The organism is Sphingomonas sp. FG14 (genome assembly GCF_057809675.1).
Map to the genome: position 1 here is coordinate 105059 of NZ_JBMDKK010000001.1, position 19632 is coordinate 124690.

Sequence of the window (19632 nt, forward strand, 5' to 3'; positions counted from 1 at the left end):
CGGAGGCGGCATGCCCCCGGCCATGGTTCGGTCAGGCCGCGACGCTGGAGAGCGTCGCGCGGGTGGCCGAACGCTCGCGCATCATGCGGATGCGTGCGCCGTCTTCCTCGGCGATCTCGCGATAATAGTCGCGCTTGTTCTCCAGCCAATCGAGTTCGAAGGCGATTGCGGTGGCGACGGCGGCGTCATAGCCGCTCGTCTCGACGACGGCGCCGTCGAAGACGATCTTGCGCGTTTCGAAGCGATCGAGACGGACGTGCCGGATCTCGCGGAGCGCCGACAGCGCTTCGGGCGCGACCGAGCCGCCGACGACCAACTCCAGATCGGCATCGGCGCAGGCGCGCGCGACCTTCAGCACGGCATCGGTGATCTCGCGCTCGTTGATCGACTTGCGCGGCAATCCGCGCGACAGCGTGAAATCGACGCGGCCGAAGACGATGCCGTCGACGCCGGCGCGGGCGACGGGCAAGATCTCCTCCAGATTGCGCAGCGTCGCCTCGGTTTCCAGGTTGAACAGGAACTGGGTGGCATGGCCGGTGTCGCCATGCGTCTTCGTCTTCGCCTCGATGAATTTGGTGAGCGCATAGGCGGTCTCGACCATCGGCGCGATGATGTAATCGACGCCGTAGAGCTTCGACGCCTGAAGATCGGAAATCGCCTCGCAACCGCCGATCTTGAGCGCCACCTTCAGATCGGCGCGGTGCGCCAGTTCGAGCAGTCGCAGGAATTCGTCGGGGCGGGTGCCCTCCGCTTCGAACTCGGCCTTGACCGCGACGATGCCATGGCGGTCGCGGCCTTTCTTGAGCATGTCGAGCATGCGGCGTTCGGTGGGTGTCAAGGCGGTCTCCCTTGCGATACTCGGTTACTGATCGACACTAAGACGGCGCGCCGACAATGATCCCGCAATCGGCCGTTCATTTTTCGTTGATATGTTCGCGGGATGCCGGTTTTCCCAGGCGGCGGCTTTCAGGATCGCTGCGGAAGCGCTAAAGACCTGCCCCCATGCTGAAGCGTAGAGCCCCCATGCATGTGTTCCGCGTGCCCATCACGATCGCGATAAGCCTGAGCATCGCGACGCTTGCCCTTGCCGCCGAGCCACCGAAATCCGCCGATTTCACGCGCACCGGACCGCCGCCCGGGGGGCTCCCATCGGGGGACAGTCAGGCCTTTCGCCAGCGCATGATGGATTGGTCCGCCGCGCCCGCGACGGAGCCCGTACTGGCGCCGGTGATCGCGCCGAAGGCAGAGGCCCCGCGATGGCGCTCGTCCTATTTGCCGCGCCTTTCGTCGCGCTTCGGCTTCCGCAACGATCCGTTGCGCGGCGGGTATGCACGGCATGCGGGCGTGGATATTCCCGCACCGCTGGGGACGCCCGTGCTCGCCTCGGCCGATGGCGAGGTGCGCTATGCCGGTGGCGCTGGCGGTTATGGCAACATGATCGAGATCGAGCATTTTGGGGGCATCCGCACGCGTTACGCGCATCTTTCCCGAATATTGGTGGGCGAACGCGCGATGGTGCGGCAGGGGCAGGTGATCGCGCTGATGGGATCGACCGGGCGATCGACCGGCAGCCATCTGCATTTCGAGATGCGCGCAAATGGCACGGCGATCGATCCGTTGCCGCATCTGGGGGACGAGCCTGTGGGGGACCATGCGCCGCAACACCTGACGCCGCGGATCGCGCCGGTGGAGCCTTTCGTATCGGCATTCGCGCGTGCGCGGGAGGCCAATGAACGGCTGGATGTGGCCGATCAGGGCGCTCGTCCGTAACGGCAGAGTTGAGTTAGGTGGGGTAGGTCACCCATCCACCCACGCGCGGCTGAGGTGCTCCAAGCGCTGGCGCTTGTAATTTGTCGGCCGAATGTCCGCAAATGGGGCGCAAGCCGCGATTAGCTCCGTCCTGCGGCGCTTACTGATAGCGCAGCGTCTTCTCGAACCCCTCGTTTGCCTTCGTCATCTTTGCCAGCGTTCGGAGTTGGCCGCGAACATGCCGCTCGAACCGCGCATCATCGTGGATGCCGGTCACCCGATAGTCGTCCTGAGCGATCAATTCCTTGAGGCGCGCGGCGAAGGCGGCTTGCTCATTCGTGCAATCCGCGCCCTTCAGCGCGCGGCAGACCCATTCCTCCGCGGCTGCCTTGTCATAGTCGTCCCGCGCCTCATAGCCGCGCCTGTCCGCCGCCGCTTGATCCAGTCTTGATGCCTCGAACCGGCGCTCCAGCCATGTCCGGACCCGCTCCCCATCCCAAGTCTTTGACGGATTGCTCATCACACTCTCCCAAATCCGGTCCGCCATTGCCCCAATGGAAGGGTGGAGGAAAGCCGAGTCCGCTGGAGAGGGCAGGCGCCGGGCAAGCGCTACGCGGATCCTGGTCGGCCATGGTTGTTCCCGATCGCAGTGGTTCATAGTATCGCGCCGCTTGCTGCGTGCCACGGGTACGGAGCGCAACCGGCAAGCGGAGAAGAAGATGTCTGCCAATGATGTCGAGAGCCATATATGAGCAGGGAGGCCGGTACCTCCGCGGTCGTTATCGGCGCTTCCGGCGGGATCGGCGGGGCGCTTGAAGCGGCGCTGATCGAAGAAGGCACGTTCGAGGCGGTTCACGGTTTCGCCCGCTCGCGAAGCGGAGCGCAGCATCTCGATCTGCTCGACGAGACCAGCATTGCCGCCGCGGCCGCGCATGTCGGCGCCGGTCCGGAACCCCGGCTGGTGATTGTCGCGACCGGCCTGCTGCATTCGGAAGGTCACGGTCCGGAAAAGGCGCTGGGCGATCTTGATCCGAGCTGGCTTGCTCAGGTCTACGCCGTCAACGCGATCGGCCCCGCGCTTGTGGCGAAACACTTCCTGCCGATCATGCCCAGGGCCGGGCGGACGGTGTTCGCGGCACTGTCGGCCCGCGTCGGATCGATCGGCGACAATCGGCTGGGCGGGTGGCATGGCTATCGTGCCTCCAAGGTGGCGCTCAACATGCTGGTGCGCAACCTTGCGATCGAGGAGCGCCGCCGCAACGATCGCGCGATAGTCGTCGCGCTGCATCCGGGAACGGTCGATACGGCACTGTCCCGCCCGTTTCAGGGCAATGTGCAGGCCGGCCGGCTATTCACCCCGGAGCGCGCCGCGCTGCAACTGCTGGACGTGATCGAGGAATTGAAGGTGCCTGACAGCGGCAAGCTGTTCGATTTCGAAGGCAAGGAGGTTCCGTTCTAGCCGCGTTGCCATTCCCGCCGAAATGATCGACACTTCCGATGCGGAGGGAAGATGATGAAACCAGCGATTTTTCTGGCGTTGGCTCTGTTCGGCGGCGCCGCCATTCCGGCGTCCGCGCAGGATGCGCCCGGGCTTGGCGAAGTCGTTGTTACCTCTAACCGACTCAATGCGCGCTATGCCCAGCAGGACCGTCCGGTGGTGGGACTGCGCAGGCAGGCCGATTCCGTGGTGGTGCAGGTGGCGTTCTCGTCGGACTCGCGCGATGCCGAGACCCGCAAGCGCGAAATCCACGCGATGCTGATGGCCGCGCTCGGCCGCGCGGGCACCGCCGGGGTGGAACTGGTGACGGGCAATTTCGAGCTGATTCCGGTCACCAAGGACAATTATCAGGATCTGCCGCTGATCTCCGCGGGCCGCGTCGATACCAGCCAGGCGAATGTGATGGTGAAAGTGAAGCTCGCCGGATCGACCGCAGTGGCGGGGGAGAAACTGGACGCCTTCATCAAGGGCATTCCGCGCACCGGGCGCGGCGCGATCGACAAGGCCGGCGCGTTGACGCTGACCATCCGCAATCCCGATCAGTATCGCGACGCCATCGTGAAGCTGGTGGCGGACGACGCCCGGCACAATGCCGCGATCTTCGGCCCCGATTATGCCGTTCAGGTGGGCGGCATCGACGGGCAGATTTCCTGGTCGCAGGTGAGCGGCACCGACGTGTTCCTGTACCTGCCCTATCGCTACACCATCCTTCCCAAATGACCCTGCCCGGAGAGACGGCATGAAAGCGATCCCGTTCGCCGCCATTCGCGGCCTGGCCCTGTTCGCGACGCTTCCCTTCGCGACCGCCCTGTCCGCCCAGGACGGCGGCGGCGCCAGCGAAATCGTCGTGACGGCGTCAAGGCTCAGCAACAGCATGTCGCCCATTCAGCTTGCGAGCCCCAAGCCCCCCGTCATCGGCCTCAGGCGGATGGCGGACTCGGCGGTGCGCACGATCGAGATCGTCTCGGACTCGCGTGAGGCCGGGATGCGGAAGCGCGAGGTGCAGGCGATGCTGCTCGACGCGATCGATCGCGCGAAACGCGACGGCTTCAACCTCGTCACCGGCCAGTTCGAGCTGGTGGAGGTGACGCGCGCCAATTGGCAGGATCAGTTTCCGGGGCTGGCGGGCAAGGCGAACGCCACCGAGGATGACGAAGACGAGGATGACGAGGACGATGCCGCCGAGGCGGCGTTCGAGGATGACGGCAGCACCGCCACCGTGCGGCTGAAGGTGAAGACGAAACTGGACGGATCGATCGGCAACGCCCAGCAGAAGATCGGCGCGTTCGTCAAATCGGTTCCCGCCAATGGCCGCGCGCAGATCCAGCAAAAGGGCGGCCTGGCGCTGACGATCATCAATCCCGAACAATATCGCGACGAAATCTATCGCCGCATCGCGGCGGGGGCCAAGCATGCCATCAGCTTCTACGGCCCCGAATATGGCCTGGACGTCACCGGGCTGGATCAGGGCATCGCCTGGAAACAGGTCAGCAATACCGAAGTGTTCCTCTACATATCCTACGGATTTTCCATCAGAAAATAGATGGAGATGCGCGCCCGGCGGCGAACCGGGTGGCCAGCCTCGCCTGGGCGAAGGGATGGGCGATGGAGGCGGGGAGCATGCTGCTTTCCGGTGTCAGGGGCAAAGATCCCCGGAGGCTCGATTTGCCAGGATCTTCGCCGTCGGCGGAATTGGGGGATCTTGCACTCGGGCGTAATTGGAAGTGGTCGTTGCATTGAGAGCCCGGCTGCGGCAGCGCGGTTCCATGAACAAATATCAATGCTGGTTTTGCGGCGATGATATCGATCGAACCGATTGTGGGGCGGTGATGATTATGGTCGAGAATCTATGGAACTGGGATGCAGGCGTGCAGGCCGAGGATCGTCCGTTCCAGAGTGTCTATGCTCATTCAGGCTGTGCGACGGGCAAGATGAAGGGCGCTACGATGGACCTGGAGCCGGAGGTGTTCGACCGACGCAATTGAAATTCGGCCATCGGCTGCCTTGCTGGCGATCGATCTCAATTTCGTTGTGAAGCTGCCATATGGCTATGCCCATGTGCCTGTCCGTTGCGGGGCAGCCGGCCCGCGATTATCGTTCCTCCATGAACGATCCGCTCCAGTGCCTTTGGCGCCCCGCTTTGATCCTCTCCGCGGCAGCGATGCTGGTCGCGGCGCCGGCGGATGCCCAGACTGTATATGTGCCTGCCCCGACAAAGCCATTGCCCCGCCCGGCATGGAATTGCCGCGCGCAGCAATCTGTCGGCATGACGAAAATCCGTGCCTCGCGACAGCTCGACGCCGCCGGCGCCAGCCTGACTGACAGTGCGGCCTGGACCGATGTCTATACCGCCGACCAGAAAGCGCCGCTGACGGTATCGGTGAACTGGCACCCGCATCCAAAGCCGATGGATTTCGCTGATGGCATGGCGACTTTCTACTTCCGGACCGCGGAGCCGATGACCGGTCCGATCCGGTTGCAACTGGGCGACCGGCGCACGATCGAAGTTCCCGCCGGTCAATCCTACAACAACCCACATCACTTCAGCGCCTATGAGCGGATCGGCAAGGTGCTTGATTTGCCCGGTGATGATGGCGCGCTCAGGTGGACTCTGCGTGGGACGGCATCGGGGAAGCGCGGCACGCCTGTCATCCATGAGTGCGCCTACCCAGCTGGCGAGTTGAGTGCGCTCAAATCCGGTTTCGTCGAGGTTCTGGCCAAGCTGGATGCAATGCAGGCCGATTTCGTGAGCCGTTGTCAGCGGCAATAAACTATCGAACCTACACACGACGGACCGGAAAAGTGGCCGGGCGGCGGCGCGCTCCAATGGCGGCCATTCAGGCGATCGGGGAGCGCACCCAGGGTTCTGTCGGCAGTGCACTTGATGCCGCTGAAGGGGGCATCATGCGTGAACGATTTGGTGGGTGGTCACCGAAATCCCCATAATTCCGGCATCAGCGCTCGCCGCAAGCGACGTGGCACCCGACAGCCCGAAAAACTTTTGCAATCGCTCCCAAGGATATCCGGAGTCGGCGCGTCCCAGTGACATGCGGATCATGACGCCGCTGTCACCAGGGAGAATCCTATGCCCCGTTTTCGCCATCGGTATCTTATCGGATTGACCGGCTTCGCACTGCTTTGCCCAACTCTGCTGCTGGCGCAGGGCAAGACTCCATCGGCGGCCGAGGCCGAGGACGCCAGCGCGCAAGGCGACGTCGCAGTCACCATTTACAATAACGACCTCGCCCTGATTCAGGATGTGCGCACCCTGAACATAGCGGTGGGCCGGAACCGGATCGAATTTCCGGACGTGTCCAGCCGCATCCGCCCTGAAACGCTGAGCTTCGCCGCTGCTGGCGCCGCGATCAGCGAGCAGAATTTCGACTTCGACCTGCTTAGTCCCGGAAGCCTGATGCAAAAGGCCATCGGCCAGACGATCACCCTCGTCCGCACCAATCCTTCCAACGGCGTGGAAACCCGCGAACGGGCGACCGTGCTTTCGACAGCCGGCGGGGTCGTCGTCCGGATCGGCGATCATATAGAGGTGCTGCGCGACGACGGATTGCCGGTCCGTGCCATCTTCGATCGCGTGCCCCCAAATCTGCGCGCGCGGCCGACCCTGTCGGTAACGGTGCAGAGCGAGCGGGCCGGCCCGCGGCCAGCCTCCATCCGCTATCTTACCCCGGGGCTGGGATGGGCCTCTGATTATGTCGCGCTTTATGACGAGGCCAAGGGCGTGATCGACATGCAGGGCTGGGTCACGCTCACCAACCAGACCGGCACCAGTTTCGCGAATGCCCGCACCGTGCTGGTGGCGGGCAGCCCCATGGTCACCGGCAATGCCATCCATGGCAATTCCTACAATCAGTATAACCGCCAGCCCAGACAATCCGGGATGGTGAAGGCCGGAACGGAAAAGACCAATCGCGATCAATTGGGGGATTATTATCTCTATCCGATCGCCGGGCGCACCACGATCGCCAATGCCCAGACCAAGCAGGTGGGTTTCCTCGATGTCGCGGGCGTGTCGGCGCGCAAGGTGTATGGTCGCACGATCGACTGGTTGCAGAACGACAACGCGCCGGTCAATATATCGAGTCAGATCGCCTTTTCGACGTCGCGCGCGGGTGGGCTGGGCGATGCGCTTCCCGCCGGCACCGTCCGTTTCTATCAGCGCGATAGCAAGGGCACGCCGCAATTCATCGGCGAGAGCCCGATCCGGCATACCCCAACCGGAAGCGACATGCTGCTGACGACCGGCGCCGCCTTCGATGTTTTTGCCCAGGCCAATGTTGTGAAGCGCGAGACGATCACCGGCGCAGAATGGGAGACCACGGCACGCTACCGCGTGCTTCGCGACGGCGTGATGGTCACCCAGGTCGATGTGGATCGGCCCAAGAGCTACTACCGCACGACGCTGCGTTACAAATTGACCAACGCCAAATCGCGGCCGGTGACGGTCAACCTCGTCCAGGGGGGACTGGACCGGGGCTGGTGGAGCCTCGACTATCGTGTCGTCAGCGAAACGGTAACTGGCGAACAGGTTGATTCCGACAGGCGCAAATGGGAGGTCCCGGTGCCGGCCAATGGCGCCACCGAACTGACCGTCGTCCTCGAGAGCCGGTACTGATCCGATGGCCCGATTGATCCTGCTCGTCCTGTTGCTGTTGCCGGCACCCGTGCTCGCGCGCGAAACCGTCTCGGCATCGTCGCCCCAAGACCTGTCGGTCACCGTCTATCGCGATCCTGATCGCGCGGAGAAACCCCTGCCGACCGTACACTCGTCCGCTTCGCTGAACGGGTTCGCCATGATCAGCGAGACCCGCACCGTCGTTCTGCCCGCCGGATCATCGACGATCCGCTTTGAGGGCGTGGCGGAAGGCATGATCGCGGTCACCGCGATCGTCACCGGGTTGCCTGGCGGCGTGATCGAGAAGAACCGCAACGGCGATCTGCTCTCCCCGGCCGCGTTGATCGACGGCAGTTTGGGCAATCGGGTCGCGATCAGTCGTACCAATCCCGCGACTGGTCTGGCGACAACCGAGAACGCCATCGTCCGCACCCGCGCCGATGGCGGGCTTGTCCTTCAGACCAGCGAAGGTTTTGAAGCCGTGCGCTGCGCCGGCCTGCCGGAAAAACTGCTGTTCGGCCACGTGCCCGCCGGGCTTTCCGCCAAGCCGGTCTTCTCGATCGATACCAACAGTCCAAAGGGCGGCAGCTATCGCATCACCCTGACCTATCTGGCGACGGGATTCGATTGGCAGGCCAATTATCTGGCGACGTTGGAGAAGGATACCGGTTCCACCAGGCAGAAGCTCCGCCTGATCGCGTGGCTCACAATCGCCAATGACAATGGCCAGAGTTTTCCCGGCGCCACGGTGTTGGCTGTCGCCGGAACGATCAATGTCGAACGCGATTTTCGCTCCCTGTCCGATCCGCTCGAGGCAAGGCCGCTTCGGCTGACCTGTTATCCGCTGGGAAGCACGGCGCGCGCGACAATGGCGGAGCCGGTGCAACATCTTGCTCCACGCGCGCAAGCGGATGAGGTTGGAGAAATTATCGTCACAGCCAGCCGGGTGTCCGGCGTAGCGGCGCTCGCTTCCGCTGCGATCGCCATGAAGGCCCGCGAAGAGGCGCTGGGTGATGTGAAGCTCTACCGCGTCCCCGAACCCGTCACGGTCGCGGCGCAATCGCTGAAGCAGGTGGCGTTCCTCGATCGACCCAGGGTCGACGGGACACTCTTTCACCGTGGTGCATGCAGGCCGGAAAGCAGCGAAGGGAATGAAGGGAGCGATGGCCAATTCTCCCCAGTCTCCCTGTGGCTGCGTGCGCGCAACGACGCGGCGCATGGGCTGGGCCTGGCATTGCCGTCCGGAAAAGTGGCGGTTTTCGAACCGACTTCGGCTGGCGAGATGGTGCTGGGCGAGCAGTCGATCCGGGATTATGCCTCTGGCCAGATCGTGGAACTTGCGCTGGCGAACTCCCGCACCGTCTATCTGGCCTGCGGACTCAAAGCCAAGGATCGGGGCATTGCGGATGGTCAATGGCATACACGCCATGCGCTGGCGACCAATGCAAATAATCGTGCAATCACGCTCGAGATCAGCCTTGCCGATAGTTCCGCGTGGGTGGTGCGCAAGCTGTCGGGCCGGCATATGATCTCGGACGGTCGGCATATCATGACCATCACTGTGCCGGCGAACAGCAGCCGCCCCCTTTATTGGGATATCCGCAATACCGAATAGCGAAAAGAGGCCGGATATGGCTGATACGCAGTGATATCACCATCATCACTGTCCTCGCCGCCCTGAAAATCAGGGCGCGGCGGGCCGATCCCGATGATTACAGATCCGCGCTTATCCGCCGCACCAGCCGTTCGGCCACCGATTTGCGGATGGGCATGCCTTTGCGCATCTTCAGCCAGGTGTTCACGCTGATGCCGAAGGTGGCCATCACGCATTCGGCGGTCTGGGCGCGCAGGCGGGCGTTCATCTTTTCGATGAAGCTCGGGTTGACGTAGCTGAGCCGTGGATTGTCGGTGTGGATCACGTTGCCGCTGCCGGCATGCGGAGCGGGCTGAGCGCCAGCGGGCTTGGTGAAAAGCGGCGGGCGAGGGCGATCCTCGGGGGCGGGTGTTCGAACTGCCAGGGTCATTGACTTAACTCCTCAACTCGCGTTCTGTTCACTGGCCGTTACGCACGCGACATCGCTGTCGACGAAGCACGGGCCTCGTTCGGGCGGGGCGGTCCGTGGCGGCCGCCGGGCATATCGAGTCCGGTCTTTCCCGACCGGCTTTCTTCTAGTGGGCAGACGCCGAAGACGGCGCGGGTTCCGGCCCGTACATCTTGCTCAGATAGGCGATGATCTGTTCGCTTTCCGGCTCGGTGAGCTGGGCGCCGTTCTGGATCATCCGTTCGACGATCACCCGCCAGTCATTGCCCGACAGGCGCTGGACCGTCACCGTGTTGAGTTCGTGACAGGTGTGGCAGCGCTGGACGAACAGCTCCTTGCCAGGGCCTTCCCTGGGATCCTGCGCCTTCAATCCGGTCGTAACCGTGGCGGTTGCGATACCGGCGATCAGGACGCCGGCCACAATGCCCTTACGCTTCACCGTCGACATCACTCACTCCTGAACGCTTATTGGTCTAAACGCTTTTTCCGGTCCGATCATGGCTTATCCGAGTTTAAGCGGACTTGAACGGAATCATGCGGTCTCGGCCGCCGGGCCGCGCGTGATCACACCCGAGACGATGACCGCGAGCAAACCGGACACCACGCCGGCGAGCAGCCCCGATCCCAGCACCAGCGCCGTCGACGCCACCGGGGGAAGGCCTGAGGCGAAAAATGTTGTCATTCCGATGAAATAGCAGACGACAAGGCTGGCGAAGGGAATGAACTGCGCGAGCAGCGCCGCGAAGACGATGACGAAGACCCCCAGCAACAGGGCGATATCGGCGCCGAGCGCGGCGGCCCCGCCGCCGATGATCGATGCGCCGATAAAGCCGAGCGCGAGGCCCAGCAGCGCGCAGACATAAGTGGGGGCGGCGGTCTTTGCGCTCATCCCCCCCGCGACGAAGGCGATCCAGCCGATGAACATCGACCAGACCGGAATTCCCAGGCGAGCGCAGATCACGCTCGATATGGCGGCGACGAGTGCGGTGACGGCAAGTGCAAGCACGTTCTTCATGATCGCTGATCCCTGATCGATGATCCCGAAAACCGGGCCGCGGCGGGGGGAAAGGAAACCGCCGCGGCCCCTGTACGGCTCAGAACTTCATGCGGAGGCCGACATTGACGGTGCGGCCAAGCACGAAGCCGACGAAATTGTCGAAACCCTGAGCCGTATTCTCGAATGGCGGGTAGGTATCGAACAGGTTCGAGACCTGGACATAGACGCTCGGTTCACCCGGCAGGCTGTCGCCGAACTTGTAGGTGAGGTTGAGATCGACGGTGGTATAGGACCCGACCTTGTCGCCGCCGCCGTTCGGGATGCCGCCCGTGGACGTCACAGGATTAAGCGCGGTGCTGCCCCAGAAGGTGAAGCCGCCGGTATAATTGGCGAAGACCGATGCGGAGACCGGGCCGACATCGACGTTGAGGTCTGCGCGCAGATCGGTGCGGATCGACGGGAATGTGCCGTTGAAGCGGTTGCGATTGAGCACGCTGAACACCGGCTCGCCGGCCGCCGCCGTCTGGTCGAACTTGGTCTTGTAGGTTCCGGCGATGCCGCCGCGGATCGAGCCCCAGTCGAAGCTGTGGCGATAATGGACGTCGAAATCGATGCCCTCGACGAAGACGGTGTAGACATTGAAGTTACGGAAATCGAGGCCGAAATAGATCGGGCCGGAACTGAGCGGCGAGCGCTGGCGGCGGCCGCCGCGATAGGCTTCGATCTCGGCCGGGGTTGCCCCGTTCGGATAGATTTTCAGCAGATCGTGGAAGGCATCCGAGTTGATCACGATCGACAGCGGCGGCGATCCGCTCGTACCCTTCAACGTGGTGTGCCAATAGGTCAGGTTGGCGGTGAGGCCGGGCAGGAAGCGCGGTGCGAAATCCGCGCCGATCGCCCAGGTCTTGCCGTCCGCCGGCTTCACGTCCGGATTGGCGCCGTCGAGCCGCATGCCTGCGATCGACGCGGTGCCGAGGATGCAGGTGGTCTGGCCGGGCGTGTTGCAGCCCGGGATCGCCCGCGCCTCCGGATATTTGTCGAGCGGCACGTTGAGCGTGCCGTTCTGGGGCCCGAAGAAGGTGTCGACGCTGCGGCCGTCGATGCCGCTCAGCACGTCGGGACCATAGGTCGAGAATTGCGGCGCCACGAACGAGGTTGCGTAGTTGGCACGGATCTTCAGGCCTTCCACCACTTCCCAGGTGGCGGCGAATTTCGGATTCTTGATGCTGCCGAAATCGCTGTAATGATCATAGCGGCCGGACACGTTAACATCGAGGCGCCGGGCGAAGGGCACTTCCATCTCGGGCGAGACGATCGGGATCAGCACTTCGGCATAGGCCGACTTGACGGTGCGCAGATAGCGGAAGGCGTTGAAGCTCGATCCGGTGCTGGAGGGGCCGGTATTGTTGGGTTCCACCACCTCGGTGTCGATCTTGTACTTCACCATGTCGCCGCCGAGCGCGACCTTCACCTCGCCCGCCGGCAGTTCGAACAGCGAACCATCGAGCTTGACGTTGTATTGCTGGATCACCTGGCGCGCGGCCTGGTAATTGCGGCTGTCGAGCAGGCGCTTCAGCACTTCGGGCGAGGTACGATTGGTCGCGCGCGGGTTCCAGACATCAACCGCATTGGCCGTCGTGAGCGGTACGTTGCTGACGAGCACATTGGTGTTGGGGATCGACGGCTGGGTGAGGTTGCCATTCGCGTTGGTCGTGCCGTTGAGCGCGAGCAGCAGGCAGCTCTGGCAGAGCGAACCGGTGATCGTGGTCTTGGCGGTGTTGACGCCAGCCATGACGAAGCCGCCAAGCCGCCACTTGTCGCTGAGCTTATACTCCGCGTTGAAATAACCGTAAAAGGTCTCGCTGACGCCCTTGGCGCGCGCGCCCTCCGGGAAAAGTTCGTTGGCGTCGAAACGGATCGTACCGCTCGTCGCGTTGGTGCCATCGGGCGCGACGAAGAACGGGTTGATCTGGCCGCCGCGACCGCTGCCCGGACCGAAGACCTGAGCGGTGATGAGCTGGGCGGCCGGGGTGGCGCCGGTGCTCGACGCGATCGTCACCGAGTTGCGCTGGATGTTCGAGCGGCTCGAGAAGACGAAGTCGGCGTTGAGTGACAGGCGATCGCCGACCTGCTGATCGAGCTTCACCATCACCGAGTGCCGGCGTTCTTGCGGGATCAGATCGGTGTAGCTCGCCTGTTCGCACGGCGCATTGGCCTGGGCATTGGAAATGCCGGTCTTGTAGGGCGCGAGATAGATGAGCGAGCTGCCGGTCGGCTGGAAGCTGGCGGGTGAGCAGTTGAAATTGGCGAAGTTGGCGCCGCCGCGCGCGCGCTGGTCGGGCAGGGTGAGCGGGCGATCGGCGCCAAGCAGATTGCCGCGATCGGTATAGCTGTAGAAGATCGCGCCGCCGCCGCTGTCCCAGCGATGGCCGAGCGCGATGTTGGCGCTCCAGTTCTTGTAATCGTCACCAAAGCCATATTGGGCGTTGGCCTCCACACCCTCGAAGCGGCGGCGGGTGATGAAGTTGAGCACGCCGGCGACGGCGTCCGAACCGTAGATCGACGATGCGCCCTCCGCCAGCACCTCGACGCGTTCGATCGCGTTGGTCGGGATGAAGTTGGGATCGGGCAGGTTGCGGATGATGCCGGTGAGCGGGAAGCGGTGGCCGTCGATCACGACCAGCGTACTGGAGCTGTTGGAGCCGCCCAGGCCGTGGATCTGCGGTACCGAGGCGCCGGCGGAGTCATTGGCGGCGAAACCGCCCTGGCCGGCCGCGTTGCCGCCCCAGATCGCGGGTACGGTCTTGAGCAGTTGCTGGACGGTCTGGACCGCATTGTCCTCGATCGCGTCGCGACCGACGCTGATCAGGTTGGATCCGACCGCGGGAGCGCCGCGAATGCTGGATCCGGTGACGATGATATCGGGTGCGCTGGCGCCGGTATCCGCCTCTTCCGCGGCGTCTTGAGCGTCCGCCGCGGGGGCCGGAGCCTGCTGCGCGAGCGCGGGATAAGCCCAGCCCAGGGTGAGCGCGAGCAATCCGACGGATTTCAGATAATGTTTGCGATGAATCTTGTAGGTCATGTCATCCCCTCCATCTCGCTTTTTCTGTTTTCGCCGGAGCCGCCTCTCGATTTTTCTAGGCAAAGCTCCGCCCTCCGGCGGAATAACGCCTCCGCCGGCAACGTTTTTTGATTGGCTACTTCAACTCAAACCCGGTGGTTCGACGGGCAGGATCAGGGCACGCCCTGACACGGTCTTCGTCGAGCCGTATCTGTTGTCTGCGTCGAATGATGGCGCGAGAGCATCCTCATTCTCCTATCGCTACGCGGTCGGCCGAATTGAACGAGACGGCGAGCACGGCGTCCTCGGTGCCGATATTGCGGGCGTTGTGCAGCACGCCTTCCGGGATCACGACGGTGTCGCCGGCCTTCATCTCATATTCCTTGTCGCCCACGCGGTGCATGATGTGGCCGCGCAGCACGTGCAGGACCTCGTCGCAATTGGGGTGCCAATGGACCGGGTTCTGCTTGCCAGGCGAGATCGTCGCCTGTCCGACGGTAAGCTTGCTCGAATTGCCGAGCGGGCGCGAGGCGAACCATTCCAGCTTGCCCCAGGGCTGCGCCTCCGGCTTCACGTCCGAATAGGGCAGGATGAGGATCTGCGGGGCGGGCGGCGGGGCCGCGCCCATGCGCGGTGCGGTCGGGATCGTCGAGGTGGCGCCGGCCTGGGGCACGTCCAGCTTTGCGGCCCAGAGGATCGCGTTCAGCAGCACGGTGCGGACCTGCGGATGATCGAGCGACGCCAGATAATGGCCGCCGGCGAAGCTGAAGGTGCGGCCGCCGCCCGGGCGCTCGACCGTCCAGGCGATGGTGCGGTTCTTCGCGGGTTCCTCATAGACGGCGCCCGCCTGGCGGAACTGCACATGCGCGCGGCCGCTGAGCACCGGCGTCACCTTGCCGAAGTCGATCGCCGAATAATATTCGTCGAGATAATCGAAATTGCCGACGCCGCTGGTGACGGGATGCCCTTTGGCGACGACGCTGACGGGCGCCGCTTCCATCGCATAATCGCTCCCCGAGGCGCGGATGCCGCCCAGCAGATCGGCCAGCGGGGCGGCGTTCGCCTTGTCGGGCACGGTAAAGGCCTGGTGCATCGCGACGAAGCCGACGCCGCGCGCGGCGAGCTTGGCCAGTTGCGCCTGGACGGCGGGATCCTGCGCCGGATTGACGCTCTTGCCGTCCGCACCGGCGACCGGGCCGAAATAGAGCAGCACGACGCTGGCATCATCGATTTCCGCCAGATTCTTTGGGAAGCCGACCGGGTAGGTCTTCACCACCGGTTTGAGTTTCGCGAAATCGGGTGAGGACTTGATCAGCCGTTCCAGCTTCAGCACGCCATCCGGAAAGTCATGTTCCCCCGTCGCCATCCCCTGCTTCTTGCCCCCGATCAGCACGATCGTCGGCTGCGCCGCCAGCGGCGCCGCGATCAGGGCAAGGCCGGTCGCGATCGACCAGCGGACGAAGCGGGAACGCGCCTTCATCATGATTTCCTTTGCAGCGGCAGGCTGGCGAACTTGCGGACCTGTTCGGTGATGGCGATCTCGGCGGGCAGGCGCTCCATTGAGGTCGCGCCGTAGAAGCCGTCGACATTGGGACAGCGGCCAAGCACGACCTCCACATCCTCCGGCGAGGAGATGGGCCCGCCATGGCAGAGCACGATCACGTCCGGCCGCTCGCTGCGAGACGCGTCGATGATCTCGTTGACGAGCTTGGCTGCGGCGTCGAGGCTCATCGACGTTTTCGCGCCGATCTGTCCGCCGGTGGTGAGCCCCATATGCGCAACGATGATGTCGGCTCCGGCGCGGGTCATCTGCTTCGCCTGTTCGGTGTCGAACACATAGGGCGTGGTCAGCAGGTCGGCGGCGTTGGCCGCGGCGATCAGGTCGATCTCCTTGCTGTAGCTCATGCCCGTTTCCTCCAGACTCAGCCGGAAGGAGCCGTCGATCAGGCCGACGGTCGGGAAATTTTGCACCCCGGCGAAGCCCATTTCGGTGATTTCGCGCAGGAAGCGGTCGGTCAGCAGGAAGGGATCGGTGCCGTTGACGCCGGCGAGCACGGGCGTGTTCTCGACGATCGAGAGTACTTCCTTGCCCATGTCGAGCACGATCTCGTTGGCGTTGCCATAGGCAAGCAGGCCGCTCAGCGATCCGCGCCCGGCCATGCGGAAGCGGCCGGAATTATAGATGATCAGCAGATCCGCGCCGCCCTGTTCCGCGCATTTGGCGGAAATGCCGGTTCCGGCACCGCTTCCGACGATCGGCATTCCCGCCGCGATCTTCTCACGAAACCGACCCAGAATTTCCTGACGTTTCCAACGCATAGAGCCTCCAACCAAAATGGGGTGGGCGATGATCAGTGCATCACCTTGCGATATTCATCGACGATCGCCTGCGCGAATTCGGGATCGTTGATATGATGGGGATAGCGGACGATCCGGCGCGTTGGCCCCTGGATCACCGCGCTTTCGAGTTCGGCGAACAGCGCGGCATCCGCTTCCGGATCGTGGAAGGGGCCACCGGGCTTGTCGATGGCAGACACGCCGCCTTCCGGGATCAGCAATGTGAAGCCGGCATCGGGATGGGCGTTGAGCTTGCGCGCGATCCAGCGGGCACAGGCGATATTCTCCTCCACGGTCGTCCGCATCAGCGTGACGCTGCTGTTGTGGACATAGAGGTTGCGATCACGGAATTGCTGCGGGACGCTGTCGAGCGGACCGAAATTGACCATGTCGAGCGCGCCGACCGAGAGGACATAGGGCATGCGCCGTTCCAGCATCACGTCGAAGCGGGCGGGGCCGCAGGCGAAGACGCCGCCGACCACTTCGTCGGCCACTTCGGTCGTGGTGATGTCGAGCACGCCGTCGAGCATGTCGCTGCCCGCCAGTTCCTCCATCGCACGGCCGCCGACGCCGGTCGCGTGGAAGACGAGCGTGTCGTAACCCATCGGTTCCAGGATCTCGCGGACGCTGGTGACGCAGGGCGTGGTGACGCCGAACATCGTCATGCCCAGCGCACGCTGGCCTTGATCGGATGCGGGAGCGAGGCGGGCCATGCCGGCGATCGCGGCGGCCGCGTTGCGATAGATCTGACGGGACACGCGGTTGAGGCCCGCGACATCGACCACCGAGAACATCATCGTGATGTCGCTGGTGCCGATATAGCTGCTGGTGTCGCCACTCGCGACCGTCGAGACCATCAGCTTGGGAAAGCCGATCGGCAGACCGCGCATCGCGGTGGCGATCATCGAGGTGCCGCCGGTGCCGCCCAGGCCGATGGCGCCGGAGCAGCGGCCGGAGCGATAGGCGTCGATCATGAAACTGCGCAGCGCCCGGCTCATCGCGGTGACCGCGGTGCCGCGATCGGTGTGGCCGAGCACCGCGCCGGCGCCCTCGGGATGGAAGGCGGCGACGGTCGCGCGGTCGATGCCGGGCTGGGCGGTGGGCGGATTGAGCGTGCCGACGTCGATCAGCACGGCCTGCACGCCTTCAGCGCGCAAGGCATCTGCCAGGAAGTTCGCTTCGTCGAACTTGGTGTCCAGTGTTGCGAACACATAGACCGGCGCCAGATTGCTCATCGCGTTTGTCCCCTCCACCCATCTTTGCGGGTTCGATCGCCTCTTTATGGGCTCGATCAATGCAATGCACGGACCGTGCCAAATGTCATGGCGAACGCAGAGAGCCGCGTCAGCCCGATTTTTCGCATCATCTGGTTGTCACTTTTGTTACCCTGTGACAACATGGTCGCCATAGGTAACAAAAATCGGGGAGGAAAAGGCTGGCGATGCACAGTCTCGTGCGCGATCTCGCGCGGACCGCCAAGCAGAGCGGGTCACCGGTGCTGGCCGTGTCGGCGGGCTCCGGGCAGATCGCCGAATATGTGGTCGAGGCCGGAGCCGACCTGCTTTTCGCTCTGAATGCCGGACTGTATCGCAGCCTGGGCCATGGTTCGCTGGCCTCACTGCTCGCCTATGGCAACGCCAATGAACAGACCGAGGAATTGTTGAGGCGCCATATCCTGCCCAATGCCGGCGGGCTGCCGGTGGTGGCGGGAGTCATGGCGAGCGATCCGACGATCGATGTCGATGCGCGGCTCGCGCATTTGCGCCGCATGGGTGTGCATGGGGTCACCAACTGGCCGACTGTGGGTTTTATCGACGGCAAGATCCGCGAGGCGTTCGAAGAGGAAGGCTATGGCCTGTCCAACGAGGTCGAATTGCTCGCCGCCGCGCGCAAACAGGGCATGGCGACCTTCGCCTTCGTGCTCAACGTCGAGGATATCCGCCGCTTCGCGGCGGTGGGCGTCGATGCCTTCATCATCAATGCGGGGCTGACCCCGCTCCAGTTCGCGATCGGCGACCGGCGTGACCGGCTGCAGGATTCGCTCATCCATATCAATCGCATGATCGCCGCGCTCGACGGCGCGGCCTCGCGGCCACTCTGCCTCGTCTATGGCGGTCCATTCACCGATGTCGAGGATTTCGCGACCTTGTTCCGTCAGGTGAAGGTGGACGGTATCGCCGGCGGATCGGTGTTCGAGCGTTTGCCGGTGCAGGCGATCACGTCGAATTTCGTGCGCCGCTGCAAGACCTTGCGGCTGGTCGATCCCGATGTCGAGGAGCCGGGGCGGCGCGAGATGCTCGGGCGTTCGCCCGCTTTCCATGATCTGGTGCGCACGATCGAGCGCGTCGCGCGCTTCGACGCCAATGTCGTGATCGAGGGTGAAACCGGGGTGGGCAAGGAACTGGCCGCCAGCCTGATCCACGAATTGAGCCCGCGTTCGAAGCAGCCCTTCATCACGCTCAACTGCGGCGCCATTCCCTCCGGTCTGCTCGAAAGCGAATTGTTCGGCCATGAGCGCGGCGCCTTCACCGGCGCGGACCGGCGCAGGATCGGCAAGTTCGAGCTCGCCAATCGCGGCACCTTGCTGCTCGACGAGATCGCCGACCTCAGCCCGGCGGCGCAGGTTGCGCTGTTGCGCGTGCTGCAGCAGCGTGAAGTGGTGCGCGTGGGCGCCGACAATCCCATACCCTTGAATGTGCGTGTCATCGCCGCGACCAATCGTTCGCTCGCCGAACTGGTGGAGGAGGGGAAATTCCGATCCGACCTTTATTATCGGTTGAGCACGGTGACGCTCAATATTCCGCCGCTGCGCGAACGGCTGGACGACCTCTCGGTGCTGGCGAGCGATTTCCTGCAAAAGACGGCGGCGGAGCTGGGCATGTCCGGTCTCGCCATCGACGAGCGCTTCGAAGAGGACATGGCGCGCCATAGCTGGCCGGGCAATATCCGCGAACTGCGCCAGGTGATTTCGCGCGCGGCGATCCTGGAGGACGGACCGGTGTTGCGCGGTGCCTATTTCCAGCCAGATGGCGGTCGCCGCTCTCCGGTCTCGTCCGGCCATGTTTCGGACAATGCGCTGTCGCGGCGCGTGACGATCGAGGACATCCATCGTGCGATCGCGCTGGCGGGCGGAAACAAGAGCGTCGCGGCCGCGTCCCTCAAGATCAGTCGCAAGACGCTTTATGCGAAGCTGGATGCGGCGCGGCAGGGCGTGAGCGAACCGATCGGCTGAACTGTCACCCGGACTGTTCCCGGTGTTACACGGTGACAGGGGTGACGCGTGGATTTCCCAACGAAGCGCGGCTTCCTCCCGATCCC

General features: G+C 63.9%; 18 protein-coding genes. 9 read left to right on the top strand and 9 right to left on the bottom strand.

Annotation, left to right across the window (positions count from 1 at the left end; genetic code table 11):
- Positions 1-31 precede the first annotated feature (31 nt).
- Positions 32-838, bottom strand: a complete 807-nt coding sequence (locus tag ACODTA_RS00475) for an aldolase/citrate lyase family protein (RefSeq protein WP_489063719.1) — start codon at positions 836-838, stop codon at positions 32-34.
- Between the two features lie 200 nt (positions 839-1038).
- On the opposite strand from ACODTA_RS00475, the gene ACODTA_RS00480 reads away from it, so the two are divergent.
- On the top strand, positions 1039-1770 hold the full coding sequence (locus ACODTA_RS00480) for a M23 family metallopeptidase (RefSeq protein ID WP_489063721.1): 732 nt from the start codon (positions 1039-1041) through the stop codon (positions 1768-1770).
- A gap of 139 nt (positions 1771-1909) precedes the next feature.
- Here the strand turns inward: ACODTA_RS00480 and ACODTA_RS00485 are convergent, their stop codons facing one another.
- Positions 1910-2269 (bottom strand): hypothetical protein, encoded by a 360-nt coding sequence (locus tag ACODTA_RS00485; protein ID WP_489063723.1) that lies wholly within the window; start codon positions 2267-2269, stop codon positions 1910-1912.
- 228 nt (positions 2270-2497) lie between these two features.
- Here ACODTA_RS00485 and ACODTA_RS00490 point away from each other — a divergent pair, with 228 nt between their 5' ends.
- The 7 genes from ACODTA_RS00490 to ACODTA_RS00520 all read left to right on the top strand — a co-directional run bounded on the left by ACODTA_RS00490 (position 2498) and on the right by ACODTA_RS00520 (position 9492).
- A complete protein-coding gene (locus ACODTA_RS00490) occupies positions 2498-3208 on the top strand; it encodes an SDR family NAD(P)-dependent oxidoreductase (protein ID WP_489063725.1) in 711 nt (236 codons plus the stop codon).
- 54 nt (positions 3209-3262) lie between these two features.
- On the top strand, positions 3263-3967 hold the full coding sequence (locus tag ACODTA_RS00495) for a TonB-dependent receptor (RefSeq protein WP_489063727.1): 705 nt from the start codon (positions 3263-3265) through the stop codon (positions 3965-3967).
- A gap of 19 nt (positions 3968-3986) precedes the next feature.
- Positions 3987-4790, top strand: a complete 804-nt coding sequence (locus ACODTA_RS00500) for a hypothetical protein (protein ID WP_489063728.1) — start codon at positions 3987-3989, stop codon at positions 4788-4790.
- Between the two features lie 175 nt (positions 4791-4965).
- Entirely contained in the window at positions 4966-5232 is a 267-nt protein-coding gene (locus tag ACODTA_RS00505) for a hypothetical protein (protein ID WP_489063730.1), read from the top strand.
- A gap of 119 nt (positions 5233-5351) precedes the next feature.
- Positions 5352-6017, top strand: coding sequence for a hypothetical protein (locus tag ACODTA_RS00510; protein WP_489063732.1), 666 nt, complete (start codon positions 5352-5354; stop codon positions 6015-6017).
- Between the two features lie 315 nt (positions 6018-6332).
- A complete protein-coding gene (locus ACODTA_RS00515) occupies positions 6333-7877 on the top strand; it encodes a DUF4139 domain-containing protein (protein WP_489063734.1) in 1545 nt (514 codons plus the stop codon).
- Positions 7878-7881: 4 nt separating this feature from the next.
- Positions 7882-9492 (top strand): DUF4139 domain-containing protein, encoded by a 1611-nt coding sequence (locus ACODTA_RS00520; protein WP_489063735.1) that lies wholly within the window; start codon positions 7882-7884, stop codon positions 9490-9492.
- A 97-nt stretch (positions 9493-9589) separates the two neighbouring features.
- On the opposite strand, the gene ACODTA_RS00525 is transcribed toward ACODTA_RS00520, so the two are convergent.
- From ACODTA_RS00525 to ACODTA_RS00555, 7 genes are all read right to left on the bottom strand, one after another.
- Positions 9590-9901 carry a hypothetical protein gene (locus ACODTA_RS00525; RefSeq protein WP_489063736.1) on the bottom strand — a complete coding sequence of 104 codons (312 nt, stop codon included), beginning with the start codon at positions 9899-9901 and terminating at the stop codon, positions 9590-9592.
- A 145-nt stretch (positions 9902-10046) separates the two neighbouring features.
- On the bottom strand, positions 10047-10367 hold the full coding sequence (locus ACODTA_RS00530; RefSeq protein ID WP_489063737.1) for a hypothetical protein: 321 nt from the start codon (positions 10365-10367) through the stop codon (positions 10047-10049).
- 84 nt (positions 10368-10451) lie between these two features.
- Entirely contained in the window at positions 10452-10934 is a 483-nt protein-coding gene (locus ACODTA_RS00535) for a DUF1097 domain-containing protein (protein ID WP_489063738.1), read from the bottom strand.
- 79 nt (positions 10935-11013) lie between these two features.
- On the bottom strand, positions 11014-13998 hold the full coding sequence (locus ACODTA_RS00540; RefSeq protein ID WP_489063740.1) for a TonB-dependent receptor domain-containing protein: 2985 nt from the start codon (positions 13996-13998) through the stop codon (positions 11014-11016).
- A 226-nt stretch (positions 13999-14224) separates the two neighbouring features.
- Complete coding sequence (locus tag ACODTA_RS00545) at positions 14225-15457, bottom strand: ThuA domain-containing protein (protein WP_489063742.1); 1233 nt, start codon at positions 15455-15457, stop codon at positions 14225-14227.
- Positions 15457-16296, bottom strand: coding sequence for a phosphoenolpyruvate hydrolase family protein (locus tag ACODTA_RS00550; protein WP_489063744.1), 840 nt, complete (start codon positions 16294-16296; stop codon positions 15457-15459). The genes ACODTA_RS00545 and ACODTA_RS00550 overlap by 1 nt, the downstream gene beginning before the upstream one ends.
- 32 nt (positions 16297-16328) lie before the next feature.
- Entirely contained in the window at positions 16329-17549 is a 1221-nt protein-coding gene (locus ACODTA_RS00555; protein WP_489063746.1) for a Tm-1-like ATP-binding domain-containing protein, read from the bottom strand.
- 206 nt (positions 17550-17755) lie between these two features.
- On the opposite strand from ACODTA_RS00555, the gene ACODTA_RS00560 reads away from it, so the two are divergent.
- Positions 17756-19546: a phosphoenolpyruvate hydrolase family protein gene (locus ACODTA_RS00560; RefSeq protein ID WP_489063748.1), complete on the top strand. Its 1791-nt coding sequence runs from the start codon at positions 17756-17758 to the stop codon at positions 19544-19546.
- Positions 19547-19632 lie beyond the last annotated feature (86 nt).

Excerpts from the sequence above, each read along its gene's own strand:
- ACODTA_RS00550 (WP_489063744.1), bottom strand. The coding sequence starts at position 16,296 with ATGCGTTGGAAACGTCAGGAAATTCTGGGTCGGTTTCGTGAGAAGATC.
- ACODTA_RS00530 (WP_489063737.1), bottom strand. The coding sequence starts at position 10,367 with ATGTCGACGGTGAAGCGTAAGGGCATTGTGGCCGGCGTCCTGATCGCC.
- ACODTA_RS00555 (WP_489063746.1), bottom strand. The coding sequence starts at position 17,549 with ATGAGCAATCTGGCGCCGGTCTATGTGTTCGCAACACTGGACACCAAG.
- ACODTA_RS00560 (WP_489063748.1), top strand. The coding sequence starts at position 17,756 with ATGCACAGTCTCGTGCGCGATCTCGCGCGGACCGCCAAGCAGAGCGGG.
- ACODTA_RS00500 (WP_489063728.1), top strand. The coding sequence starts at position 3,987 with ATGAAAGCGATCCCGTTCGCCGCCATTCGCGGCCTGGCCCTGTTCGCG.
- ACODTA_RS00495 (WP_489063727.1), top strand. The coding sequence starts at position 3,263 with ATGAAACCAGCGATTTTTCTGGCGTTGGCTCTGTTCGGCGGCGCCGCC.
- ACODTA_RS00520 (WP_489063735.1), top strand. The coding sequence starts at position 7,882 with ATGGCCCGATTGATCCTGCTCGTCCTGTTGCTGTTGCCGGCACCCGTG.
- ACODTA_RS00525 (WP_489063736.1), bottom strand. The coding sequence starts at position 9,901 with ATGACCCTGGCAGTTCGAACACCCGCCCCCGAGGATCGCCCTCGCCCG.
- ACODTA_RS00540 (WP_489063740.1), bottom strand. The coding sequence starts at position 13,998 with ATGACCTACAAGATTCATCGCAAACATTATCTGAAATCCGTCGGATTG.
- ACODTA_RS00490 (WP_489063725.1), top strand. The coding sequence starts at position 2,498 with ATGAGCAGGGAGGCCGGTACCTCCGCGGTCGTTATCGGCGCTTCCGGC.
- ACODTA_RS00545 (WP_489063742.1), bottom strand. The coding sequence starts at position 15,457 with ATGAAGGCGCGTTCCCGCTTCGTCCGCTGGTCGATCGCGACCGGCCTT.
- ACODTA_RS00510 (WP_489063732.1), top strand. The coding sequence starts at position 5,352 with ATGAACGATCCGCTCCAGTGCCTTTGGCGCCCCGCTTTGATCCTCTCC.
- ACODTA_RS00535 (WP_489063738.1), bottom strand. The coding sequence starts at position 10,934 with ATGAAGAACGTGCTTGCACTTGCCGTCACCGCACTCGTCGCCGCCATA.
- ACODTA_RS00515 (WP_489063734.1), top strand. The coding sequence starts at position 6,333 with ATGCCCCGTTTTCGCCATCGGTATCTTATCGGATTGACCGGCTTCGCA.
- ACODTA_RS00485 (WP_489063723.1), bottom strand. The coding sequence starts at position 2,269 with ATGAGCAATCCGTCAAAGACTTGGGATGGGGAGCGGGTCCGGACATGG.